Raw genomic sequence first — 21115 nt, forward strand, 5'->3', positions numbered from 1 at the left:
CGCAGGAGATGAGTTCCGGCGCACCTGCTCATAACGCTTCGGTGCACAACTACGGACGCGGTGCCGCGGACGCTTCGGCGCCGAGGCACCATGGACCGATGCGTGACGACGAGACGACGGGGATCGGTGCGCTCGTCCATCGCGCGGTCGACGGCGACGAGCAGGCGACCCACGATCTGCTCGCCCACGTGCACCCGCTCGCGCTGCGCTACTGCCGCACCCGTCTGTCCCGGCTCCCGGGCGACGCGCGGCACTTCGTGGAGGACCTGGCGCAGGAGGTCTGCGTCGCCGTGCTCCTCGCCCTTCCGCGCTACAAGGACACCGGCCGCCCCTTCGAGGCGTTCGTCTTCGCCATCGCCGCGCACAAGGTCGCCGACCTCCAGCGCGCCGCGATGCGCCACCCGGGGTCCACGGCCGTTCCCTCCGACGAGATGCCGGAACGGCCCGACGACTCCCTCGGCCCGGAGGAGCGCGCCCTGCTCAGCAGTGACGCGGAGTGGGCCAAGAAGCTCCTCGCCAACCTTCCCGAGAACCAGCGCGAGCTGCTGCTGCTGCGGATCGCGGTAGGCCTCACGGCGGAGGAGACGGGCCAGATGTTGGGAATGTCACCGGGCGCCGTCCGGGTCGCCCAGCACCGCGCCCTCAGCCGGCTGCGCGCCCTGGCCGAACAGTAGGCTCCGCCGCCTCGGGCACCTCCCGGCAGCACCCGGTTCTCCCGTCTTCGTTCTCCTGTCCTCTCGCCGCCTCGCGGGCCCAACGGCCGCGGGGGCGGCGACGTTCCGTGGCGCCGGCCCGCCCGGCAGGGCCGCGCGATCCGGCCCCGCGAGCCCGCCGCGACCGCGCCCGGGGGCCGGACTGAACACGGGCGGCGGAATGACCGTACGAACATACGAAGCCGTCGCCTTGCCGGAACCGTGGAATGAGAGAGCCGTCCTTCCCGTTAGCATGGACATCCGCACCGATCAAGGCCATTTGGGGAAGGTGTCATGACTGCCAACGTCGACGGAGTGCCCGCCAAGTTCGCGACGCTCGGGCTGACCTACGACGACGTGCTGCTGCTGCCGGGCTCGTCGGACATGGCGCCCGACCAGATCGACACCGCCTCGCACATCTCGAAGAACGTCAGGGTCAACATCCCGCTGCTGTCCGCCGCCATGGACAAGGTCACCGAGTCGCGCATGGCGATCGCGATGGCCCGCCAGGGCGGCGTCGGCGTCCTGCACCGCAACCTGTCCATCGAGGACCAGGCCAACCAGGTCGACCTGGTGAAGCGCTCCGAGTCCGGCATGGTCACCGACCCGATCACCGTGCACCCGGACGCCACGCTCACCGAGGCCGACGCGATCTGCGCCAAGTTCCGCATCTCCGGTGTCCCGGTCACCGACGGCGGCGGCAAGCTGCTCGGCATCGTCACCAACCGCGACATGGCCTTCGAGACCGACCGTTCGCGCCAGGTGCGCGAGGTCATGACCCCGATGCCGCTCGTCACCGGCAAGGTCGGCATCTCCGGCGACGACGCGATGCAGCTGCTGCGCCGCCACAAGATCGAGAAGCTTCCGCTGGTCGACGACGCGGGCGTCCTCAAGGGCCTCATCACCGTCAAGGACTTCGTGAAGGCCGAGAAGTACCCGAACGCGGCCAAGGACGGCGAGGGCCGCCTGCTGGTCGGCGCGGCCGTCGGTGTGGCGGGCGACGCCTTCGAGCGCGCCCAGGCACTGATCGAGGCCGGCGTCGACTTCATCGTCGTCGACACCGCGCACGGCCACTCCCGGCTCGTCGGCGACATGGTCGCCAAGATCAAGTCGAACGCGTCCGGCGTCGACGTCATCGGCGGCAACATCGCCACCCGCGACGGCGCCCAGGCGCTCATCGACGCCGGTGTCGACGGCATCAAGGTCGGCGTCGGACCGGGCTCCATCTGCACGACCCGCGTCGTCGCCGGCATCGGCGTCCCGCAGGTCACGGCGATCTACGAGGCGTCCCTCGCCGCCAAGGAGGCCGGGGTCCCGGTCATCGGCGACGGTGGCCTGCAGTACTCCGGTGACATCGCCAAGGCCCTGGTCGCGGGCGCCGACACGGTGATGCTCGGCTCGCTGCTCGCGGGCTGCGAGGAGTCGCCGGGCGAGCTGCTCTTCATCAACGGCAAGCAGTTCAAGTCGTACCGCGGCATGGGCTCCCTGGGCGCCATGCAGTCCCGGGGCGAGCAGCGCTCCTTCTCCAAGGACCGCTACTTCCAGGAGGGCGTCGCCTCCGACGAGAAGCTCGTCCCCGAGGGCATCGAGGGCCAGGTGCCCTACCGCGGCCCGCTCTCGGCGGTCGTCCACCAGCTGGTCGGCGGGCTGCGCCAGTCGATGTTCTACGTCGGCGGACGGACCGTGCCCGAGCTTCAGGAGCGGGGCCGCTTCGTGCGGATCACCTCCGCGGGCCTCAAGGAGAGCCACCCGCACGACATCCAGATGACGGTCGAGGCGCCGAACTACAGCCGCGCCAAGTAGGCGCGCGGTACCGATCGACGGGCGCCACGCCTGTGCGCGGCACCCCGACAGGGCGGCTCCGGGAGGTTCCGGGGCCGCCCTCGTCGTGGGCGTCGGGGATACTGGGAGGCGCAGAAGCGAAGAGGGAAAGGCCACAACGTGACTGAGATCGAGATCGGGCGCGGCAAGCGCGGCCGCCGGGCGTACGCCTTCGACGACATCGCCGTCGTCCCGAGCCGCCGTACGCGGGACCCGAAGGAGGTCTCGATCACCTGGCAGATCGACGCCTACCGTTTCGACCTGCCCTTCCTGGCGGCCCCGATGGACTCGGTCGTCTCGCCGGCCACCGCGATCCGCATCGGGGAGCTGGGCGGCCTCGGCGTCCTGAACCTGGAAGGTCTCTGGACGCGCTACGACGACCCGCAGCCGCTCCTGGACGAGATCGCCGAGCTGGACGCGGACACCGCGACCCGCCGTCTCCAGGAGATCTACGCGGCTCCCATCAAGGAGGAGCTGATCGGCCAGCGCATCAAGGAGGTGCGCGACTCCGGGGTCGTCACCGCCGCCGCGCTGTCCCCGCAGCGCACCGCGCAGTTCTCCAAGGCCGTCGTCGACGCGGGCGTGGACATCTTCGTCATCCGCGGTACGACGGTCTCCGCCGAGCACGTCTCCGGCGCCGCCGAGCCGCTGAACCTGAAGCAGTTCATCTACGAGCTGGACGTGCCCGTGATCGTCGGCGGCTGCGCCACGTACACCGCGGCCCTGCACCTGATGCGCACCGGCGCGGCCGGCGTGCTCGTCGGTTTCGGCGGCGGCGCCGCGCACACCACGCGCAACGTGCTGGGCATCCAGGTCCCGATGGCCACCGCCGTCGCCGACGTCGCCGCGGCCCGCCGCGACTACATGGACGAGTCGGGCGGCCGGTACGTGCACGTGATCGCCGACGGCGGGGTCGGCTGGTCCGGCGACCTGCCCAAGGCGATCGCCTGCGGTGCCGACTCGGTGATGATGGGCTCCCCGCTGGCCCGCGCCACGGACGCGCCGGGCCGCGGCCACCACTGGGGCATGGAGGCGGTGAACGACGAGCTGCCGCGCGGCAAGAAGGTCGACCTCGGCACCGTCGGCACCATCGAGGAGATCCTCACCGGCCCCTCGCACATCCCGGACGGCTCGATGAACATCTTCGGCGCCCTGCGCCGCGCGATGGCCACCACCGGCTACAGCGAGCTGAAGGAGTTCCAGCGCGTCGAGGTGACGGTGGCGGACGCGCAGCACAAGCGGTAGTCCGCCCGCGATACGGCCGGGGGGGGGGGCCCCCCCCGGGGGCGGGCCCCCCCCGGCCGGGGGGCCCCCCCCCCCGGCCGTATCGCGGTCCCGTCGGAGCGGGGGACCGCCTCAGAGCCCGGCCTTGCGGGTGCTCTGGAAGGCCACGTAGGCCGCGATCGCGAAGAAGACGAAGGTCAGCGGGTCGGCCCCTTCCTTCCATGCCTGCTGGACCACGTCGAAGTGGTCGAAGAAGACGTCGTTGAAGCCGACGCCCAGGTCCTTGGCGCCGATCATGGCCGTGCCGATGAGCTGGCCCAGGTAGATCGAGGCGACCGAGACGACGACGCTCACGACCGGCAGGGTCTGGTTGCGGCCGCCGAGGCGGCCCGCGGCGATGCCGACCAGGAAGCCGACGCCGACGGCGGCGTAGCCGATCTCGTGCTCGGTGGCGCCGATGACGACGCCGTACAGGATCGCGGAGACCGTTCCGGCGACGAGGGCGGCGACGAGGCCGAGCGCCAGGTTGTTGCGGGCCGGTGCGGCCGGGGCGGCGGGCGAGGCCGGGAAGCCCGGCTGGGGCGCGCCCTGCGGGCCGGCCTGCTGCGGTACGTCCTGTGCGGGCGCGGCGTGCGGGCCGGGCCCGGCCGCGTACGGGTGGTCGGCGACCGGCGCGGCGGGCCCGCCCGCGTACGGGTTGTTCTCGACCGGCGCACCGGACGGAGGCGTGGTCTGGCTCATGTGGGATCCCCCCCAGGGATACGGGCGCACCGGAGTGGCGCGCCGGACGCGTTCGCGCACGCGTACGGGACGCCCGGGATGCGGGCGCACGTGTGTGCGAGAGCTGCCGCACAGTAGCAGGCGCGAGGGACCGTCCGTGAGGGGAATTCCCCGGGTCAGAGCCGGTGTGCCGCGCCGGTCGGGGTCGCTCCCCTTGTGTCCAGCAGGAGTTGGGCCTTCACCGACAGTCCTTGCAGGTCGTAGGTGCGGTGCTGCTGGAGCAGGATCGTCAGGTCGGCGTCGGCCGCCGCCTCGTAGAGCGAGTCGGCGCGCGGGACGGGCCGGCCGAGCACGCTCCAGGCGGGGACGTGCGGGTCGTGGTAGCTCACCGACGCGCCGAGTTCCATGAGGCGTACGGCGATCTCGTGGGCGGGGGAGCCCTGCTGGTCGGGCACGTCCGCCTTGTAGGTGACGCCGAGGAGCAGGACGCGCGCGGCGCGGGCGGACTTGCCGTGTTCGTTGAGCAGCGTGGCGGCGCGCTGGATGACGTACCGGGGCATGTGGCTGTTGACCTGCTGGGCCAGCTCGACCATGCGCAGCGGGCGGCCGGAGTGCCCGGCGAGGTCCTGCGGGGTGCCGTGCCCGCCGACACCGGGACCGGGGCGGAACGCCTGGAAGCCGAACGGCTTGGTCTCCGCGCAGCGGATGACGTCCCAGAGGTCGACGCCGAGGTCGTTGCAGAGCACGGCCATCTCGTTGACGAGGGCGATGTTCACATGGCGGAAGTTGGTCTCCAGGACCTGGACGGTCTCCGCCTCCCGGGGGCCGCGGGCACGGACGACCTTGTCGGTGAGGCGCCCGTAGAAGGCGGCGGCCGACTCGGTGCACGCGGGGGTGAGGCCGCCGATCACCTTCGGCGTGCCCGCCGGGGTCACGTCGCGGTTTCCGGGATCGACCCGGCTGGGCGAGTAGGCGAGGTGGAAGTCGCGTCCCGCGCGCAGCCCGGAGCCCGTCTCCAACAACGGGCGGAGGAAGGTCTCGGTGGTGCCGGGGGGCACGGCCGACTCCATGATCACGGTGGTGTGCGGGCGGAGCCGCCCGGCGAGCGTGCGGGCGGCCGTCTCCACCTGGGCGAGGTCGAGGACGCCGTCCGCGCCGCGGGGGGTCGGCGCGCAGATCACGGCGGTGCGGACCCGGCCGAGCTCGGCCGGGTTCGCGGTCGTCCGGAAGCCCGCCGAGAGCATTCTGCGCAGCTCGGCGGGGGTGAGCGGGCCGCTTTCCGGACCCGTCTTGTAGCCGACCGTGGAGATGCCGGCGGTGACGGCGGCCTGGGCCAGGGGCAGGCCGAGATGACCGAGTCCGATGACGGCGAGGTCTGCGGGCATGGAGTGGGCCGTCCTTCCCAGTAACCGAAGCGGGACAGGTGCGCAAGCCCTGTGGACAGGATGGGCGAGAGCAATGTCAGACTAGGAGTAAATATGACCGATATGTGGGATTGTCCGGCCGAGATTCCCTGCGCGTCGCCGAGTGTTGTCCACAGGCCGAGGGCGGTCGGTGGCCGATGAGGGGCAAGACGGTCAGACTTTGGGCAAGGGGGTAGATGAGCCGGGCGTCGCCCGACAGGTGCGGCCACAGCGCGACTACAGCGGGAGGCAGCGGTGAGGACAGCGACACTGGGGCCGGCGGAGCGGGCCGAGTCACTGGCGGGAATGGCCGAGCGGGAGCTGGACATCCTGGTCGTGGGTGCGGGTGTGGTCGGCGCGGGGACCGCGCTCGACGCCGTGACCCGCGGTCTGTCCACCGGCCTGGTCGAGGCGCGCGACTGGGCCTCCGGGACGTCGAGCAGGTCCAGCAAGCTCATCCACGGCGGCCTGCGCTATCTGGAGATGCTCGACTTCGCGCTGGTGCGCGAGGCGCTCAAGGAGCGCGGCCTGCTGCTCGAACGGCTGGCGCCGCACCTGGTGAAGCCCGTGCCGTTCCTCTACCCGTTGCAGCACAAGGGCTGGGAGCGGTGGTACGCCGGCTCGGGCGTCGCGCTGTACGACGCGATGTCGATGGCCCGCGGCCACGGGCGCGGGCTCCCCCTGCACCGCCACCTCACCCGCAACCGCGCCCTGCGGGTCGCCCCCGCCCTGAAGAAGGACGCCCTGGTCGGCGCCCTCCAGTACTACGACGCCCAGATGGACGACGCCCGCTTCGTGGCGAACCTGGTGCGCACGGCCGCCGCGTACGGCGCGAAGGTCGCCAACCGTGCCCGGGTCACCGGATTCATCCGCGAGGGTGAGCGCGTCGTCGGCGCACGGGTGCGGGACCTGGAGGGCGGCGGGGAGTACGAGGTCCGCGCCAAGCAGGTCGTGAACGCCACCGGCGTGTGGACCGACGACACCCAGGGCCTGGTCGGCGAGCGCGGCCAGTTCCACGTCCGCGCGTCGAAGGGCATCCACCTGGTCGTGCCGAAGGACCGGATCAACTCGTCCACCGGCCTGATCCTGCGCACCGAGAAGTCCGTGCTCTTCGTGATCCCGTGGGGCCGCCACTGGATCATCGGCACCACCGACACCGACTGGGACCTCGACAAGGCCCACCCGGCCGCGTCCAGCGCCGACATCGACTACCTGCTGGAGCACGTGAACTCGGTGCTCTCCGTCCCCCTCACCCGTGACGACGTCGAGGGCGTCTACGCGGGCCTGCGCCCGCTGCTGGCCGGAGAGTCCGACGCGACCAGCAAGCTGTCGCGCGAGCACACCGTGGCCCACCCGGTGCCCGGACTCGTCGTCGTCGCGGGCGGCAAGTACACGACGTACCGCGTGATGGCCAAGGACGCCGTCGACGAGGCGGTGCACGGCCTCGACCAGCGCGTCGCCGAGTGCGTCACCGAGGAGACCCCGCTGGTGGGCGCGGAGGGGTACCAGGCGCTGTGGAACGCCCGGGCGCGCATCGCGGCCCGCACCGGACTCCACGTGGTCCGGGTGGAGCACCTGCTGAACCGCTACGGATCGCTCGCCGAGGAACTCCTCGACCTCATCGCGGAGGACGCCTCACTCGGCGAACCGCTGCCGGCCGCCGAGGACTACCTCCGGGCCGAGATCGTCTACGCCGCCTCCCACGAGGGGGCCCGGCACCTCGACGACGTGCTGACCCGGCGCACCCGCATCTCCATCGAGACCTTCGACCGCGGCACCCGCAGCGCCCGCGAGGCCGCCGAGCTGATGGCGCCGGTCCTCGGCTGGGACAAGGACCAGATCGAGCGCGAGGTGGAGCACTACGAGAAGCGGGTGGAGGCCGAGCGGGAGTCCCAGCGCCAGCCGGACGACCTCACGGCGGACGCGGCGCGGCTGGGGGCACCGGAGATCGCGGCGTCCTGACCGCCGCCCGGCCCGCGGGCCGTGGTCCCGCCGGCCGCCGGGCCGCGGCGGACCGGAACTCGGCGCCGGGCGCGGCCGGTTCGCGCGCCGGTCCGCGACGCGGGCGGCGCCGGAGCCCGCACGGCCACCGCGGGGGACGCGCTCCGCGCGCCGGGGCGCCGGTGCTGAGGGACGGTGAGATCCCCTGCCCGGCAGGCGGGTTCGGGCCATGAGGGGGCGGCCGGCGGGGTGGGTATCGCCGGGAAGGTCCGAGGTGTCCGGGGCCGCGCCGCCGGCGGGGCGGCCGGCACCGCGTCCTGTCGGCAGGCGGATGCGGCCCGGCGGGCCGCGCACGGCCGACGGGCGGGGCGCGAGGGGCCACGGGCCCGCGGTGGGAGCGGTGCGGCTGCCGCGGGACGCGTCCGCGGGGGCCCGGCGTCTCACTGGCTGAGCTGTTGCGGTCCCAGGGGCCCCCTGGGCGTCGGGCACTTGTCGGGTGGGGGACAATGGAGGCTCTGTCAGGGCGGGTTGCATGAGGGGACGCATGTCGGAGGCGGAGCGGGCGGGGGCATCCCGTCAGGACAAGAGCGAACGTCTCCTCGCCGGGCGGTACCGGCTGGGGGACGTTCTCGGCCGCGGCGGCATGGGCACGGTGTGGCGCGCGCAGGACGAGACCCTGGGCCGCACGGTCGCCGTGAAGGAGCTGCGGTTCCCGTCGAGCATCGACGAGGAGGAGAAGCGCCGGCTCATCACGCGGACCCTGCGCGAGGCCAAGGCGATCGCGCGCATCCGCAACACCGGGGCGGTCACCGTCTTCGACGTGGTCGACGAGGACGACCGCCCGTGGATCGTGATGGAGCTGGTCGAGGGCAAGTCCCTCGCCGAGGCCATCCGTGAGGACGGCCTGCTCACGCCGAAGCGCGCTGCCGAGGTCGGCCTCGCCGTCCTCGACGTGCTGCGCGCGGCGCACCGCCAGGGCATCCTGCACCGGGACGTGAAGCCGTCGAACGTGCTGATGTCGGACGACGGCCGGGTGGTGCTCACCGACTTCGGGATCGCGCAGGTCGAGGGCGACCCGTCCATCACCTCCACCGGCATGCTCGTCGGCGCGCCCTCGTACATCTCGCCCGAGCGGGCGCGCGGGCACAAGCCCGGTCCGGCCGCCGACATGTGGTCCCTCGGCGGCCTGCTCTACGCGGCGGTGGAAGGCGTCCCGCCGTACGACAAGGGGTCCGCGATCGCGACGCTCACCGCGGTGATGACCGAGCCGGTGGAGCAGCCGAAGAACGCGGGCCCGCTGGAGAGCGTCATCCACGGTCTGCTCGCCAAGGACCCCGAGCAGCGGCTCGACGACGCGGGCGCCCGCGCCCTGCTGAACGAGGTGCTGCGCGAGCCGGAGCCGAAGCCCGCCGAGCCGGAGCCGATGGACGCGACCAGGGTCGTGGCCCTTCCGCCGGTTCCCGGGGAGGTCCCCGCACAGCGCGGTGCCGGCGGCGGAACGGGCTCCGGCGCCCGCAGGGGCGAGGAGGCGTCCGAGCGCCTGCGCGGGGCGCTGCGTTCGGTGCGCAAGGCGGCGTCGGCGGCCGGTGCGGCCACCGCGGCGGCGACGGCCCGGGCGAAGACCGCGGGCGGCCCGTCCGCCGGCACCGGCGCCCCGGGTGCGGCCGGGACGGCCGCCACCCCGGACGCGGACCCGGCCGCGGGCGCCGCGGCCGCCGACACGGCCGTGGCGTCCCCGTCCGCGGGGCTGACCGCCTCGGACCGGTCCGGCCCGGCCCGGGCCGGGGACGGCAAACGTGGAGACGCGCCGGTGAACTCCGGTTCCGCCGGGGCCTCGGGCGGTACGGGCACCCCGGCCACCCGGAGCACCTCCGGGTCCGGTTGGCCGGTCGCCCCGGAGCGCCCGCCGCGCCCGGCGCCGAAGGCGTCGCTGACCGACGTGGTCCCGCGGCGCACGCTGGTGATCCTCGCCGTGGTCGTGGCGCTGGCGGTGCTCGGCACCGTGCTGGCCCTCACCCTCGGCGGCGGGGACGGCGCGGCGAAGGACGACACGGGCGGGGCCAAGGCGGTGCCGTCCGCAGGGGCGAGCGCCGGCGGCGGCAAGGACGGCGGCTCCGAGGACGACGCCGGGGACGACCGGGGCGCGGCGCACACCGACAGCGACGCCTCCGCCGGCTCCGGTGCCGGCTCCACCACCAAGGAGTCCCCGGGAGCCGCGTCCGAGCCGGACGCGAGCGCGTCGCAGGGCGCGGGGGACGACGACAAGGGATCGGGCTCCGCCTCCGGTGCGACGTACAAGAGCCCCCAGGGGTTCTCGATCGTGCTGCCGAAGGGCTGGAAGTACCGGTCGGCGGACGCCGCGGGGGCGCGCTTCACCGGCCCCGACGGACAGAAGCTGCTCGTCGGCTGGACGTCGACCCCCAAGTCCGACCCGGTCGCGGACTGGAAGAACCAGGAGCGCTACATGACGCGCTCCCAGTACACGCGGCTGCGCATAGAGAAGGTGGACTACCGCGGCTGGAACACGGCCGACTGGGAGTTCACCTACGTGGACGGCGGCACCGGGTACCGGTCGATCGACCGGGGGTTCGTCGTGAACGCGCATCAGGGGTACGCGTTGATGTACACGGCGAAGGCGTCCGCCTGGGACGGCGACGTGCGCAAGGACACCTGGAAGCAGCTGACCCAGACGTTCCAGCCGAAGTCGTGACGTACCGCGCGCCGGGGTGACGCCCGGCCGCGGAAGGACGGGCCGAGATCTCGTATCACCGCTCTGCGGATTGCCCCGGGCACGTATCGTGAGTGGTTGCGGACCGTACGAAGCCGTAACGGGACGCAGGGCGAACGGAATTGACCGACCGGTCGGCTGGGGGAGGCATCGTGGACGACTACGCGGGACGAGTCCTCGCGGACCGCTACCGCCTGCCGCTGCCGCCGTCCGACGCGTACGAACTCGCCGAGAGCCGGGCCTTCGACACCTACAGCGGACAGGAAGTCCTGGTCCGGCAGGTGCCGTTGCCGGAAATCGTCGAGGCCGAGATGCTCGACGCCGACGGGCTGCCCGAGGGCTACGTCGCCCGGGACGGGGGAGTGCGGCGCGCGTCCGCCCGCACCACCCGCCGTCCCGCCGATCCGGCGGTGCGGCGCGCCATCGAGGCCGCCCAGGCCGCCGCCCGGATCCCCGACCACCCGCGGCTCGACCAGGTCTTCGACGTGTTCGCCGAGGGCGGGTCGCTGTGGATCGTGAGCGAACGCGTTCCGGCGAGGCCGCTCGCCGCCCTCCTCGCCGAGAAGCCGCTCAGCCCCTACCGGGCCGCCGAGGTCGCCGCCGACGTGCTGACCGCGCTGCGCGTCCTGCACGCGCACGGCTGGGTGCACCGGAACATCACCGCCCGCACCGTCCTGGTCTGCGACGACGGCCGGGTGCTGCTGACCGGCCTCGCGGCGGGAGCCGCCGAGGAGGCCCTCTGCGGGTACGACCCGGTGCCGGTCCGCGACGAGGGTCCCGGCGGGGAGCCCGGCTCGGCGCCCGCGCCGGACGCCGCAGGCGTCGCCCGGCGCGGATTCGGCGCGGGCACCGCACCGGCCGGCCCCGGCGGCCCGGAGTCCTCCCCGGGCGCCGGCTCCCGCGGCGGTCCCGGCGGGCGGGCGCTCCCGGGCGGGGCCGCGGGCGGCGCCGGGCACGGGGTCGCCGTGCGGGCCGGTTCGGGAGCGGACGCGGAGGCGGCCCGGCGTGCCGCCATCGAGGCACGGGCCGAACAGGGCACGCCCGTACCGGGCAGGCCCGCACCGGGAGCCCCGGCCTCCGGTCCGCGCGCGCTCGAAGCGGGCGGCCCCGCCCGGCCCGGCGCCCGGCCGCCGGTGCCCGGTGGACCGGCCCCCGAACCCGATGCGCCCGGCCGGCCGGGCGGTCCGGGCGGTGACGCCCGCGCGGCGCGCGCCGGAGCCATCGCCGCCTACCGCGCCGGCGCCCGTGCCGCGGCCCGGGTGCAGGAGGAGCAGCGGACCGACCCGCTCGCCCTCCCCGCGGCCGGCACCGAGCGCGACGGCCGGAGCGGGACGCCCGCCACGGGTCCCCAACTCCCCGCGCAGGGCGGCCCGTACGGTCGGTACGCCCCCCGGCAGGGAGAGGACGACCGGACCGGCCACCGGCATCCGCACGACCGGCAGGACGGGCAGGACGGGCAGGGCGCCGCGGGCCCGTACGCGCCGGGGCCCGGGCAGGACCCGGCGCACGGGCGGCAGGACCAGGGGTACGGCGTCCCCCGACTCCCGCTCCAGAGCGGCCGGCAGCGGCCCCCGGCCGCGCCGCCCGGGCAGATAGCCGATCCGTACGGCGTCGCGGGCGCCGGCCCGCACGGTGCCCGACCGCGACCCGCGCGCCCCGGCGGCCCGGGCGAGGGCGGCCCGGAGCGTTCCCCCTTCCCCCGTGCCGCGGCGCCCGAGGGCCGCCTCCCGGACGGCCGCCACGGACCCGGGGGACTCGGACCCGCCCCCGTGCCGCCGCGGCAGGGCGGATACGCGAACGCCGGCGGGCCCGGCGCCCCGGCGCCGCCGGACCACTCCCCGGCCCCCGATGCCCCGCGGGCCGCCGCGCCCGGCGGGAGCGGCGGCTGGGGCGATCTGGTCGCCGGCGGACCGCCGCGGCGCGGGCCCGCCACCGCGCTCGCCGCCGAGCGCGCGCGGCAGGCCCGGATGGCCGTGGTCGGGCCGGTCACCGAGCGCTGGGCGCCGGAGCAGGCCGGACCGGTGCACGAGAACTGGCAGCTCGCGGCGCCCATCGGACCGGCCACGGACCTGTGGGCGCTCGGCGCCCTGCTCTTCCGCGCCGTCCAGGGCCACGCCCCCTACCCGGAGGACAACACGGCCGAGCTGGTCCAACTCGTGTGCGCCGAGCCGCCCGCGTTCGCCGAGGAGTGCGGCCCGCTGCGCCCGGTGGTGGAGTCGCTGCTGCGTCAGGACCCCACCGAGCGGCTCGACTTCGAGGAGCTGCGCGGCTGGCTGCGGTCGCTGGTGCGGTCCGCGCCGGAGCCCGAGGCCGGGGCGCACGTGGTGGCGGCGCCGCCCGTCGACCCGAGCCGGCTGCCGATCGTCAGGCGGCGCGGCGAGCTGGTCCGGCGCCGTCGGGCGGGGCTGCCCGCGACCGGCCCGCACGCCCGCCACAAACGCGCCAAGCGCGAGAACTCCGGCACGCCGCGCCGCCTGGGCCGGAACCTGGTCCTGCTGGTGCTGCTCCTGCTGGTCGCGGCGATCGCGTACGCGATGGCGTTCCTGCCCAAGGCCGGTGAGGAGGGCGCGGACGGCCGGCGTACCGGAGCCGCCGGACAGGTGAGCCCGGCACCCGCATCCGGCGGCGATCCCGACGCGAGCAGCGAGCCCCGCCCGGACCGGACGGCGCCGTCGAGTGACAGAAGCCCTTCGGGGAAGGCGAGTTCGACGTCCACGGACACCGGCGGCGACGCGGACGTGGCGCAGGGCTTCACCCTCCGCAAGGACCCCGCGGGGTTCCGGATCGCGGTGGCGAGCGGCTGGGACCGCGCGCCGAAGAACGGCCGCGGCCAGGTCGTCTACTCCCACGGGGACTTCGAGCTGATCGTCGTTCCCGGACGGGACGCGACGAGCCGTTACGGCGACGACCCGATGACGTACCAGCGGGAGAGCGAGAAGGAGTTGCAGCCCTTCCGCGACTCGACGTGGGCCACGTCGAGCGGGATGCGGCGGATCGACGTGGGCGGCCGGGTGATGGCGGAGGGCCAGTTCACCTGGCAGGACGCGGCGGGCCGCTCGCTGTACGTACGCAACCTCGCGATCGTCGTCGGCGGGCGCTACCACGTGGTGCAGCTGCGCGGCCCGGAGGCCGAGCGCGACGAGGTGACCCGGCTGTACGAGCAGGCGTCCGAGAGCTATCAAGTCACCGGCTGAACAGGCCGGCTGACCCTCCGCCACCGGGGCCGCGAGAGGGGCGCACGCCGCCGCGCGGCGGACGGCGGCGGGAGCGGGACGGTTCACCCGGCCGGCGGGAAGGGAGAACCGTCACAGTGCTGTCTCCGTACGCCCCCGCTTGTTCCCTGCGTGGTGACCGAACTTTAGTCTGACCCTGTCAAGACCATTGCGGGGGAACGTGAATCAGATGCAGGGCCTGCTCCTTGCGGGCCGCTACCGGCTCGTGGACTCCATCGGCAGCGGTGGCATGGGCCGGGTGTGGCGCGCGCACGACCAGGTGCTGCACCGTGCCGTCGCGGTCAAGGAGCTGACCGCGGCGCTCTACGTCTCCGACAGCGAGCAGAACGTCCTGCTGGCCCGCACCCGTGCCGAGGCCCGGGCCGCCGCGCGCATCAACCACTCCGCCGTCGTCACCGTGCACGACGTCCTCGAACACGACGGCCGCCCCTGGATCGTGATGGAGCTGGTCGAGGGCGAGTCGCTGGCCGACGCGGTGAAGGAGCGCGGCCGTATCGAGCCGCGCGAGGCCGCGCGCATCGGCCTGTGGGTCCTGCGGGCCCTGCGCGCCGCGCACGCGGCCGGGGTGCTGCACCGCGACATCAAGCCCGGCAACGTCCTGCTCGGCCGTGACCGGCGGGTGCTGCTCACCGACTTCGGCATCGCGCAGATCGAGGGCGACACCACCATCACCCGTACCGGGGAGGTGGTCGGCTCGGTCGACTACCTGGCCCCGGAGCGGGTGCGCGGCCACGATCCGGGGCCGGCGTCCGACCTGTGGGCGCTCGGCGCCACGCTGTACACGGCGGTGGAGGGCAGATCGCCGTTCCGCCGCACCTCGCCGATCGGCACCATGCAGGCGGTCGTCGAGGAGGAACCCGCCGAACCGGTCCACGCGGGCGATCTGGGGCCCGTCCTGGCCGGACTGCTGCGCAAGGATCCGGCCGGGCGGCCCGGCGCGGAGCAGGCCGAGCGGATGCTCGCCGAGGTGGCGGAGGGCCGGCGCCCGGAGGCGGCGCCGGCCCACCCGCCCACCGTGCGGACGGGGTACGGCCCCCCGGAGGCGGGGACCGGCACCGGCACCCGCGAGCAGACGGCCCCCGCCGCCCCGTACCCCCCGGCCGGCCCCGCGCCCGCGCGGCGGCACCGGCTGCGCACGGTCGTCCTGGTCGTCGCGCTGGCGGCGGTCATCGGCGGGGGCGTCGCGGTCGCCCTCCAGCAGTTCGGCCACAACGGCCGAGCCGGCACCGGCTCTCCCGCCGCCTCCGCCTCGTCGACGCCGAGCGCCTCCGGCACGCCGGGCGACGACGCCTCCGGCGCCAGCGTGGTACCCGCCGGCTGGGAGCGGATCGACGACCCGGTGGGCTTCAGCGTCTCGCTGCCCAAGGGGTGGAAGCGGTCCGTGTCGATCGACCAGGACGGTCTGCGCCAGGTCGACTACACGCCCGACAAGGGCAAGCACCTCGTGCGGATCGCCGTCGACACCGCACCCGACTACCGGACCTCCTACGAGCACATGAGCGCCCTGGACCAGCGGGTCGCCGAGCGCCTGCGGGACTACCGGAAGCTGCACTTCAAGCAGGAGCTGTTCCGCGACCAGCCGGGTGTCCGCTGGGAGTACGCGTGGGACGCGCTGGGCAAGGACGCCCCGCACTACTTCCCGGGGCCCTACCGGGCGATCGACGTCGGGTACATGAACCGGGAGGGCACCGAGTACGCCCTCTACGCGGCCTCGCCGGCCGGCGACTGGGACACCACCGGCAAGCAGTTCGCGTGGATTCTGCGGAGTTTCCAGGAGGGCTGACCCTCCGGGCGGCGGGTTCTCCGCCCGCGCGCCCACCCGCCGCGGCGGGCCGCACAGTTGGCCGATCACCGTCACGGAAGGCGTTCGTCCGGTGCGGCATGATGGGGCGTATGGGGACCGAGGGGGAGAACGTCCGCGTGATCGCGGGCCGTTACCGGCTGGAGGCGAGAATCGGCCGGGGCGGCATGGGGGTCGTCTGGCGTGCCACCGACCAGCTCCTCGGCCGGCGGGTCGCGGTGAAGGAACTGGCCCTCGACGACTCGCTCTCCGCGGAGGAGAACCGCCTCCAGCGCGACCGGACGCTGCGCGAGGCGCGGGCCGTGGCCCAGCTCCACCATCCGCACATCATCGTGGTGCACGACGTCGTCGTCGACGACGAACGCCCTTACATCGTCATGGAGCTGATCGACGGCGGCTCGCTCGCCGAGCGGATCTCGGCCCGCGGTCCGGTGGACGCCCGGGAGGCGGCCCGCATCGGCATCGACCTGCTCGGGGCGCTGGCCCGGGCGCACGAGGCCGGTGTGCTGCACCGCGACCTCAAGCCCGCCAACGTCCTGGTGGAGGCCGGCACCGACCGGGTCGTCCTGACCGACTTCGGGATCGCGCAGGTGGCGGGCGCGACGACGCTCACCGAGAGCGGCGCGTTCGTCGGCTCCCCCGAGTACACCGCGCCCGAGCGGATGTCCGGGACCCGCACCGGTCCCGAGTCCGACCTGTGGTCGCTGGGCGCCCTGCTGTGCACGCTGCTGAGCGGCGCCTCCCCCTTCCGCCGCGACTCGCTCGGCGGCATCCTGCACGCGGTCGTCGTGGACGAGATCCGCCCCCCGGCCGAGGCCGCGCCCCTGCTGCCCGTCGTCCGGGGGCTGCTGGAGCGCGATCCCGAGCGGCGGCTCGGCGCGGCCGAGGCGGAGCGGCTGCTGACCGCCTTCCGGGACAGCGGGCGCACCCCGCGGTGGTCGGCCCCCTACACCCCCACCCGGCGGGACAACCCGCTGCACCGGCCCGCCTCCCGGGCGCAGCCGGCGCGCGGCGGCGACCGTCCGCCCCGGCAGTCCTCGCGGGGACTGCTCCTCGCCGCCGCCCTGGTCGCCGCGTTGGCGGGGGCGGGGGTGTCGGCGGCGGCCCTGCTGATGCACGACGGCGGGGGCGGGAAGCAGTCGCCGCCCTCGTCGAGCGCGCCGGGCGGCCCGTCCGGCACGACCGGCCCCCCGTCGAGCGGGCCCGGCCCGTCGGCGTCCCGCACCCCCAGCGCGTCACCCGCCGGAGCCGCCCCCACCGGCTCCTTTGCGGCGCCGCCCGACGGCTACCGGCTCGCCTCCGATCCGTACGGTTTCGCGCTCGCCGTCCCGGAGGGCTTCCGGCGGGACCCGCAGGGGGAGCGGGTCTTCTACCTGTCGCCCGGCCAGGTCTTCCGGCTCGGCGTCAAGGTGAGCGAGCCCGCGTCCGGCGGCCCGGTCGGCGTGCTGCGGCGGCAGGCGGACGAGGGGCCCTCGACCAACCCCGGCTACCGCGACAGCCGGGTCACCCGGACCACGCACGCCGGGCGCCCCGCCGCGCTCTGGGAGTTCACCTGGGACGGCTTCAGCGAGACGGAGGGGGCCCGGCACACCTACGACCTGTGCTGGGAGGAGGGCGGCCGGATGTACGACGTGTGGGTGTCGGCGCCGGTCGGGCGGGTGAAGGACGCGAGGCGCTACTTCGACGTGGCCGTGGACAGCTTCCGCCGCACCTGACCCCGCACCCGCCGCCGAGGCCGCGCCGGGAGCGCGGAACCCGTGCGGAGGCGGGCGAACGGGAGATAGCGGGCGGTGCGCGTCACGGGTGTGTGACCGGCGTCCGGCAGGGCTGGATGTCGACGCCCCCGCCGCGATAGAGATGGACCATGAGCGACAACGGGGGAGTCCCGCACGGGGGCGACGAACCGACGAGTTTCGGTCTGCAACCACCGCGGCAGGCCGCGCCGGACCGGCCGGCCGAGGCGCGGGCCGCCGTTCCGTATCCGGGCAATCCGTACGCCGCGCCGGCCGGGGCCGGCCCCGGGCGGGCGGACCGGCCCGCGCCATCGCAGGCGGGCCCGGCACGGCCCGCCTCCGAGCCGGGGGCCGGACGGCTCGTCGCCGGGCGCTACCGGCTGCTGTCCCGGCTCGGGCACGGCGGCATGGGCACCGTGTGGCGGGCGCAGGACGAGACCGTGGACCGCGAGGTCGCCGTGAAGGAACCACGCGTCCCGGACCATCTTCCCGAGCGGGAACGCGCCAACGTGTACGAGCGGATGCGCCGCGAGGCGCGGGCGGCGGCCCGGCTGGACCACCCTGCCGTCGTGAACGTCCACGACGTCGCGGTCGTGGACGGACGGCCCTGGATCGTCATGGAGCTGGTGCGGGGCCGCTCGCTCGGCGACGCGCTCCAGGAGGGCACCCTCGGCGTCCGCGAGAGCGCCCGGATCGGTCTGGAGGTGCTCGGCGCGCTGGAGGCGGCGCACGCCGCCGGCGTCCTGCACCGGGACGTCAAGCCCGACAACGTGCTCCTCGGCCGGCACGGCCGGGTGGTGCTCACCGACTTCGGCATCGCCCAGATCGAGGGGGAGACCAGCCTCACCGACACCGGCGGCTTCGTCGGCTCACCCGAGTACATCGCGCCGGAGCGGGTCCTCGGGCAGCGGCCGGGCCCCGCGTCGGACCTCTGGTCGCTCGGCGTGGTGCTCTACACCGCGGCCGAGGGCGTCTCGCCCTTCCGGCGCAGCAACACCGCCGCCACCCTCCAGTCCGTCCTCAACTCCACGCCGGCCGCGCCCGCCTCGGCGTCCGGGCCGCTCGCCGAGGTGATCGACGGTCTGCTCGCCAAGGACCCCGCGCAGCGGCCCGGCCCGGACCGGGTCCGCCGTCTGCTGGAGGAGGCCGCGCGGCCCCCGGCGCCCGCGCCGACCCAGGTCGTGACCGTCGCGGGTCCGACGGGCGGCGAGGGCTCCGGCGGCGGTCCGGGCGTCCGGATCGGCCGGCGGGCGCTGATCGGGCTCGGCGCCGCGGTCGCCGCCCTCGCGGTGGCGGCGTATCTCGTGATCGCCGACCCGTTCGCCGGCCCGCTGCCGGACGGCTGGAGGAAGCAGCACGTCAAGGACGTCGCCGCGACCCTGGCGGTGCCCGCCGACTACCAGCGGACCACGCCGGACCGGTCCTCGGACAAGGAGCACTGGGTCGCCTTCACCGACTGGAGCGGCAGCATCCGGGTCGGGCTGACCCTGGCCCGGAAGTCCGAGGACACGAGCGGGCAGATCAAGGGCTCCGCGGCGGCCCAGATGTACGCCGACGACGGCGAGTTCAGGGAGAGCGGCGAGTACAGCCTGAGGATGCCCGAGGGGGCGCGGACGGACACCGCGGGGGACACCACCTACCGGGGCCGGAAGTCCGCCGAGAACACGGTCACCTACACGACGACCGACAGCCAGGACCCCCTCCCGCGCGAGCTGCGGATCTTCTACTACAAGTCGACGGCCGGCGACATGTACAAGCTCACGGTCGGCTATCCGGGCAAGGGGGACTTCACGGAGCGCGGACGGGAGGTGGCGCGGCAGGCCATCGCCAACCTGGACGTGGACGAACTGTGAGCGCGAAAAGTGCCGTACCGGCGACCACCGGACCGTCAACGCCCTGATCAGCGGGTTTGCTGCCAGTGATCGCTGGCGGTGTGTGCGTGGTCGGTGAAAGGACGTTACCGACGGGTACCCAAAGGGGGCGAGCGGGCATACCCTGCCGCTCATGACGGACTCGCAGGCCGCGGAACAGGCCACGGAAACGACCGGCACCGACGAGACGGCCGCCGCCGGCGCGGCGGCGGCATCCCCCGCGCTGCCCGACGCACCCCCGGCCGCCGGCACCCCGGCCGCCGGGACCTCCGCCGGCGAGGCCCCCGCAGCGGCAGCCCCCGGCGCTCCGGCTCCCGGGACGCCGGCCCCCGCCGCGCCGGGCGGGACGGCCGCGTCCGTCGGCACCAACCCGCTCGCGGCCGCTCCCCCCGGCGCGCGGACCGCGGCCGACGTCGTGACCCCCGAACTGGTCGCCCAGCTCACCAAGGGCGTCGTCGGGTCCGGGCGGACCGTCAGCCACACGCCGCTCACCGGCGAGAAGCTCGCCGACCTGCCCGCGTCCGGCCCCGAGGACGTCGAGGCCGCCTTCGCGCGGGCCCGCGCCGCCCAGACCGCGTGGGCCGCCACCCCGGTCCGGCGGCGCGCCGCGGTGCTGCTGCGCTTCCACGACCTCGTGCTCGCCCGCCAGGCCGAGGTGCTGGACCTCATCCAGCTGGAGACCGGCAAGGCGCGGCTGCACGCCTACGAGGAGGTCCAGGCCGTCGCCGTGGCCGCCCGGCACTACGGCCGCAAGGCACCCGCCTACCTGCGGCCCAAGCGGCACACCGGCGCCGTCCCGGTGCTCACCAAGGTCACCGAACTGCGCCACCCGCGCGGTGTCGTCGGGCAGATCGCGCCGTGGAACTACCCGCTGGAGCTGTCGGTCGGCGACGCGCTGCCGGCCTTCGCCGCGGGCAACGCGGTCGTCATGAAGCCCGACACCGAGACCTGCCTGACCGCCCTGTGGGCCCGGGACCTGCTCGTCGAGGCGGGGCTGCCCGCCGAGGTCTTCCAGGTCGTCCTGGGCGACGGGCCCGTCGTCGGGCCCGAGGTCGTCCGGCACGCCGACTACGTCTCCTTCACCGGGTCGACCCGCACCGGCCGCGAGGTCGCGCGGGGCGCCGCCGACCGGCTCGTGGGCGTCTCCCTCGAACTCGGCGGCAAGAACGCCATGGTGGTCCTGGAGGACGCCGACATCGAGAAGGCCGCGGCGGGCGCCGTCCGCGCCTGCTTCTCCTCGGCCGGTCAGCTCTGCATCTCCATCGAGCGGCTGTACGTCCACGAGTCGGTCGCCGACGCGTTCGCGGAGCGGTTCGCGGCCCGCACCCGCGCCCTGCGCCTCGGCACCTCCCTCGCCTACGGGGCCGACATGGGCTCGCTGGTCGGCGAGCGGCAGCTGGAGACCGTCACCCGGCACGTGGAGGAGGCCGTCGCCAAGGGGGCCACCGTCCTGGCCGGCGGTGTGGCCCGCCCCGACATCGGCCCCTTCTTCTTCGAGCCGACCATCCTCGACGGGGTGGAGACGCCGATGGCCGTCTGCGCCGAGGAGACGTTCGGGCCCGTGGTGTCCCTGTACCGCTTCGCCACCGAGGACGAGGTCGTCGAACGCGCCAACGCCACCCCGTACGGCCTCAACTCGTCCGTCTGGACGAAGGACGGCCGGCGTGGCCGCGCGCTCGCCGCCCGGCTGCGCACCGGCACCGTCAACGTCAACGAGGGCTACGCGCCCGCGTACGGCAGCGTCCAGTCGCCCATGGGCGGCATGAAGGACTCCGGCCTCGGCCGCCGGCACGGCTCCGAGGGCATCCTCAAGTACACCGAGGCGCAGACCGTCGCCCAGCAGCGGCTGCTGCCGATGGCGCCGTCGTTCGGCATGGACGACGAGGCGTACGCGGCGTTCATGAACCGCAGCCTGAGGGTCATGAAGGCGTTCCGGCTGCGGTAGGTC

Annotated in this window: 12 protein-coding genes; 10 read left to right on the forward strand and 2 right to left on the reverse strand. The window is 74.8% G+C overall.

Annotated elements, in window-relative coordinates; genetic code table 11:
* Positions 1–98: 98 nt before the first annotated feature.
* From ACGFS9_RS17130 to ACGFS9_RS17140, 3 genes are all read left to right on the forward strand, one after another.
* Complete coding sequence (locus ACGFS9_RS17130) at positions 99–674, forward strand: sigma-70 family RNA polymerase sigma factor (protein WP_121405541.1); 576 nt, start codon at positions 99–101, stop codon at positions 672–674.
* Between the two features lie 312 nt (positions 675–986).
* Positions 987–2495 carry an IMP dehydrogenase gene (gene guaB / locus ACGFS9_RS17135; RefSeq protein ID WP_393253973.1) on the forward strand — a complete coding sequence of 503 codons (1509 nt, stop codon included), beginning with the start codon at positions 987–989 and terminating at the stop codon, positions 2493–2495.
* Positions 2496–2633: 138 nt separating this feature from the next.
* Positions 2634–3758, forward strand: coding sequence for a GuaB3 family IMP dehydrogenase-related protein (locus tag ACGFS9_RS17140; protein ID WP_393253975.1), 1125 nt, complete (start codon positions 2634–2636; stop codon positions 3756–3758).
* A 111-nt stretch (positions 3759–3869) separates the two neighbouring features.
* On the opposite strand, the gene ACGFS9_RS17145 is transcribed toward ACGFS9_RS17140, so the two are convergent.
* Positions 3870–4478, reverse strand: a complete 609-nt coding sequence (locus tag ACGFS9_RS17145) for a hypothetical protein (protein WP_393253977.1) — start codon at positions 4476–4478, stop codon at positions 3870–3872.
* A gap of 155 nt (positions 4479–4633) precedes the next feature.
* Positions 4634–5842, reverse strand: coding sequence for a nucleotide sugar dehydrogenase (locus tag ACGFS9_RS17150; protein ID WP_393253979.1), 1209 nt, complete (start codon positions 5840–5842; stop codon positions 4634–4636).
* 273 nt (positions 5843–6115) lie between these two features.
* Here ACGFS9_RS17150 and ACGFS9_RS17155 point away from each other — a divergent pair, with 273 nt between their 5' ends.
* The 7 genes from ACGFS9_RS17155 to ACGFS9_RS17185 all read left to right on the forward strand — a co-directional run bounded on the left by ACGFS9_RS17155 (position 6116) and on the right by ACGFS9_RS17185 (position 21112).
* Complete coding sequence (locus tag ACGFS9_RS17155; protein ID WP_393253980.1) at positions 6116–7822, forward strand: glycerol-3-phosphate dehydrogenase/oxidase; 1707 nt, start codon at positions 6116–6118, stop codon at positions 7820–7822.
* A 523-nt stretch (positions 7823–8345) separates the two neighbouring features.
* Positions 8346–10511 carry a protein kinase gene (locus ACGFS9_RS17160; RefSeq protein ID WP_393254053.1) on the forward strand — a complete coding sequence of 722 codons (2166 nt, stop codon included), beginning with the start codon at positions 8346–8348 and terminating at the stop codon, positions 10509–10511.
* 170 nt (positions 10512–10681) lie between these two features.
* A complete protein-coding gene (locus ACGFS9_RS17165) occupies positions 10682–13723 on the forward strand; it encodes a protein kinase (protein ID WP_393253981.1) in 3042 nt (1013 codons plus the stop codon).
* Positions 13724–13931: 208 nt separating this feature from the next.
* Positions 13932–15545 carry a serine/threonine-protein kinase gene (locus tag ACGFS9_RS17170; RefSeq protein ID WP_393253983.1) on the forward strand — a complete coding sequence of 538 codons (1614 nt, stop codon included), beginning with the start codon at positions 13932–13934 and terminating at the stop codon, positions 15543–15545.
* A 110-nt stretch (positions 15546–15655) separates the two neighbouring features.
* Entirely contained in the window at positions 15656–17278 is a 1623-nt protein-coding gene (locus ACGFS9_RS17175) for a serine/threonine-protein kinase (RefSeq protein WP_393253985.1), read from the forward strand.
* A 149-nt stretch (positions 17279–17427) separates the two neighbouring features.
* Complete coding sequence (locus ACGFS9_RS17180; protein WP_393253987.1) at positions 17428–19149, forward strand: protein kinase; 1722 nt, start codon at positions 17428–17430, stop codon at positions 19147–19149.
* A gap of 151 nt (positions 19150–19300) precedes the next feature.
* Positions 19301–21112: a succinic semialdehyde dehydrogenase gene (locus ACGFS9_RS17185; protein WP_393253989.1), complete on the forward strand. Its 1812-nt coding sequence runs from the start codon at positions 19301–19303 to the stop codon at positions 21110–21112.
* Positions 21113–21115: the final 3 nt, after the last annotated feature.

This window comes from Streptomyces sp. NPDC048566 (assembly GCF_043199735.1).
Classification (GTDB): Bacteria; Actinomycetota; Actinomycetes; order Streptomycetales; family Streptomycetaceae; genus Streptomyces.

Bases quoted from the DNA above. Each gene is read 5' to 3' on its own strand.
- ACGFS9_RS17180 (WP_393253987.1), top strand. From the start codon at position 17,428: ATGAGCGACAACGGGGGAGTCCCGCACGGGGGCGACGAACCGACGAGT.
- ACGFS9_RS17130 (WP_121405541.1), top strand. From the start codon at position 99: ATGCGTGACGACGAGACGACGGGGATCGGTGCGCTCGTCCATCGCGCG.
- ACGFS9_RS17145 (WP_393253977.1), bottom strand. From the start codon at position 4,478: ATGAGCCAGACCACGCCTCCGTCCGGTGCGCCGGTCGAGAACAACCCG.
- ACGFS9_RS17175 (WP_393253985.1), top strand. From the start codon at position 15,656: ATGGGGACCGAGGGGGAGAACGTCCGCGTGATCGCGGGCCGTTACCGG.
- ACGFS9_RS17160 (WP_393254053.1), top strand. From the start codon at position 8,346: ATGTCGGAGGCGGAGCGGGCGGGGGCATCCCGTCAGGACAAGAGCGAA.
- ACGFS9_RS17150 (WP_393253979.1), bottom strand. From the start codon at position 5,842: ATGCCCGCAGACCTCGCCGTCATCGGACTCGGTCATCTCGGCCTGCCC.
- ACGFS9_RS17185 (WP_393253989.1), top strand. From the start codon at position 19,301: ATGACGGACTCGCAGGCCGCGGAACAGGCCACGGAAACGACCGGCACC.
- ACGFS9_RS17170 (WP_393253983.1), top strand. From the start codon at position 13,932: ATGCAGGGCCTGCTCCTTGCGGGCCGCTACCGGCTCGTGGACTCCATC.
- guaB (WP_393253973.1), top strand. From the start codon at position 987: ATGACTGCCAACGTCGACGGAGTGCCCGCCAAGTTCGCGACGCTCGGG.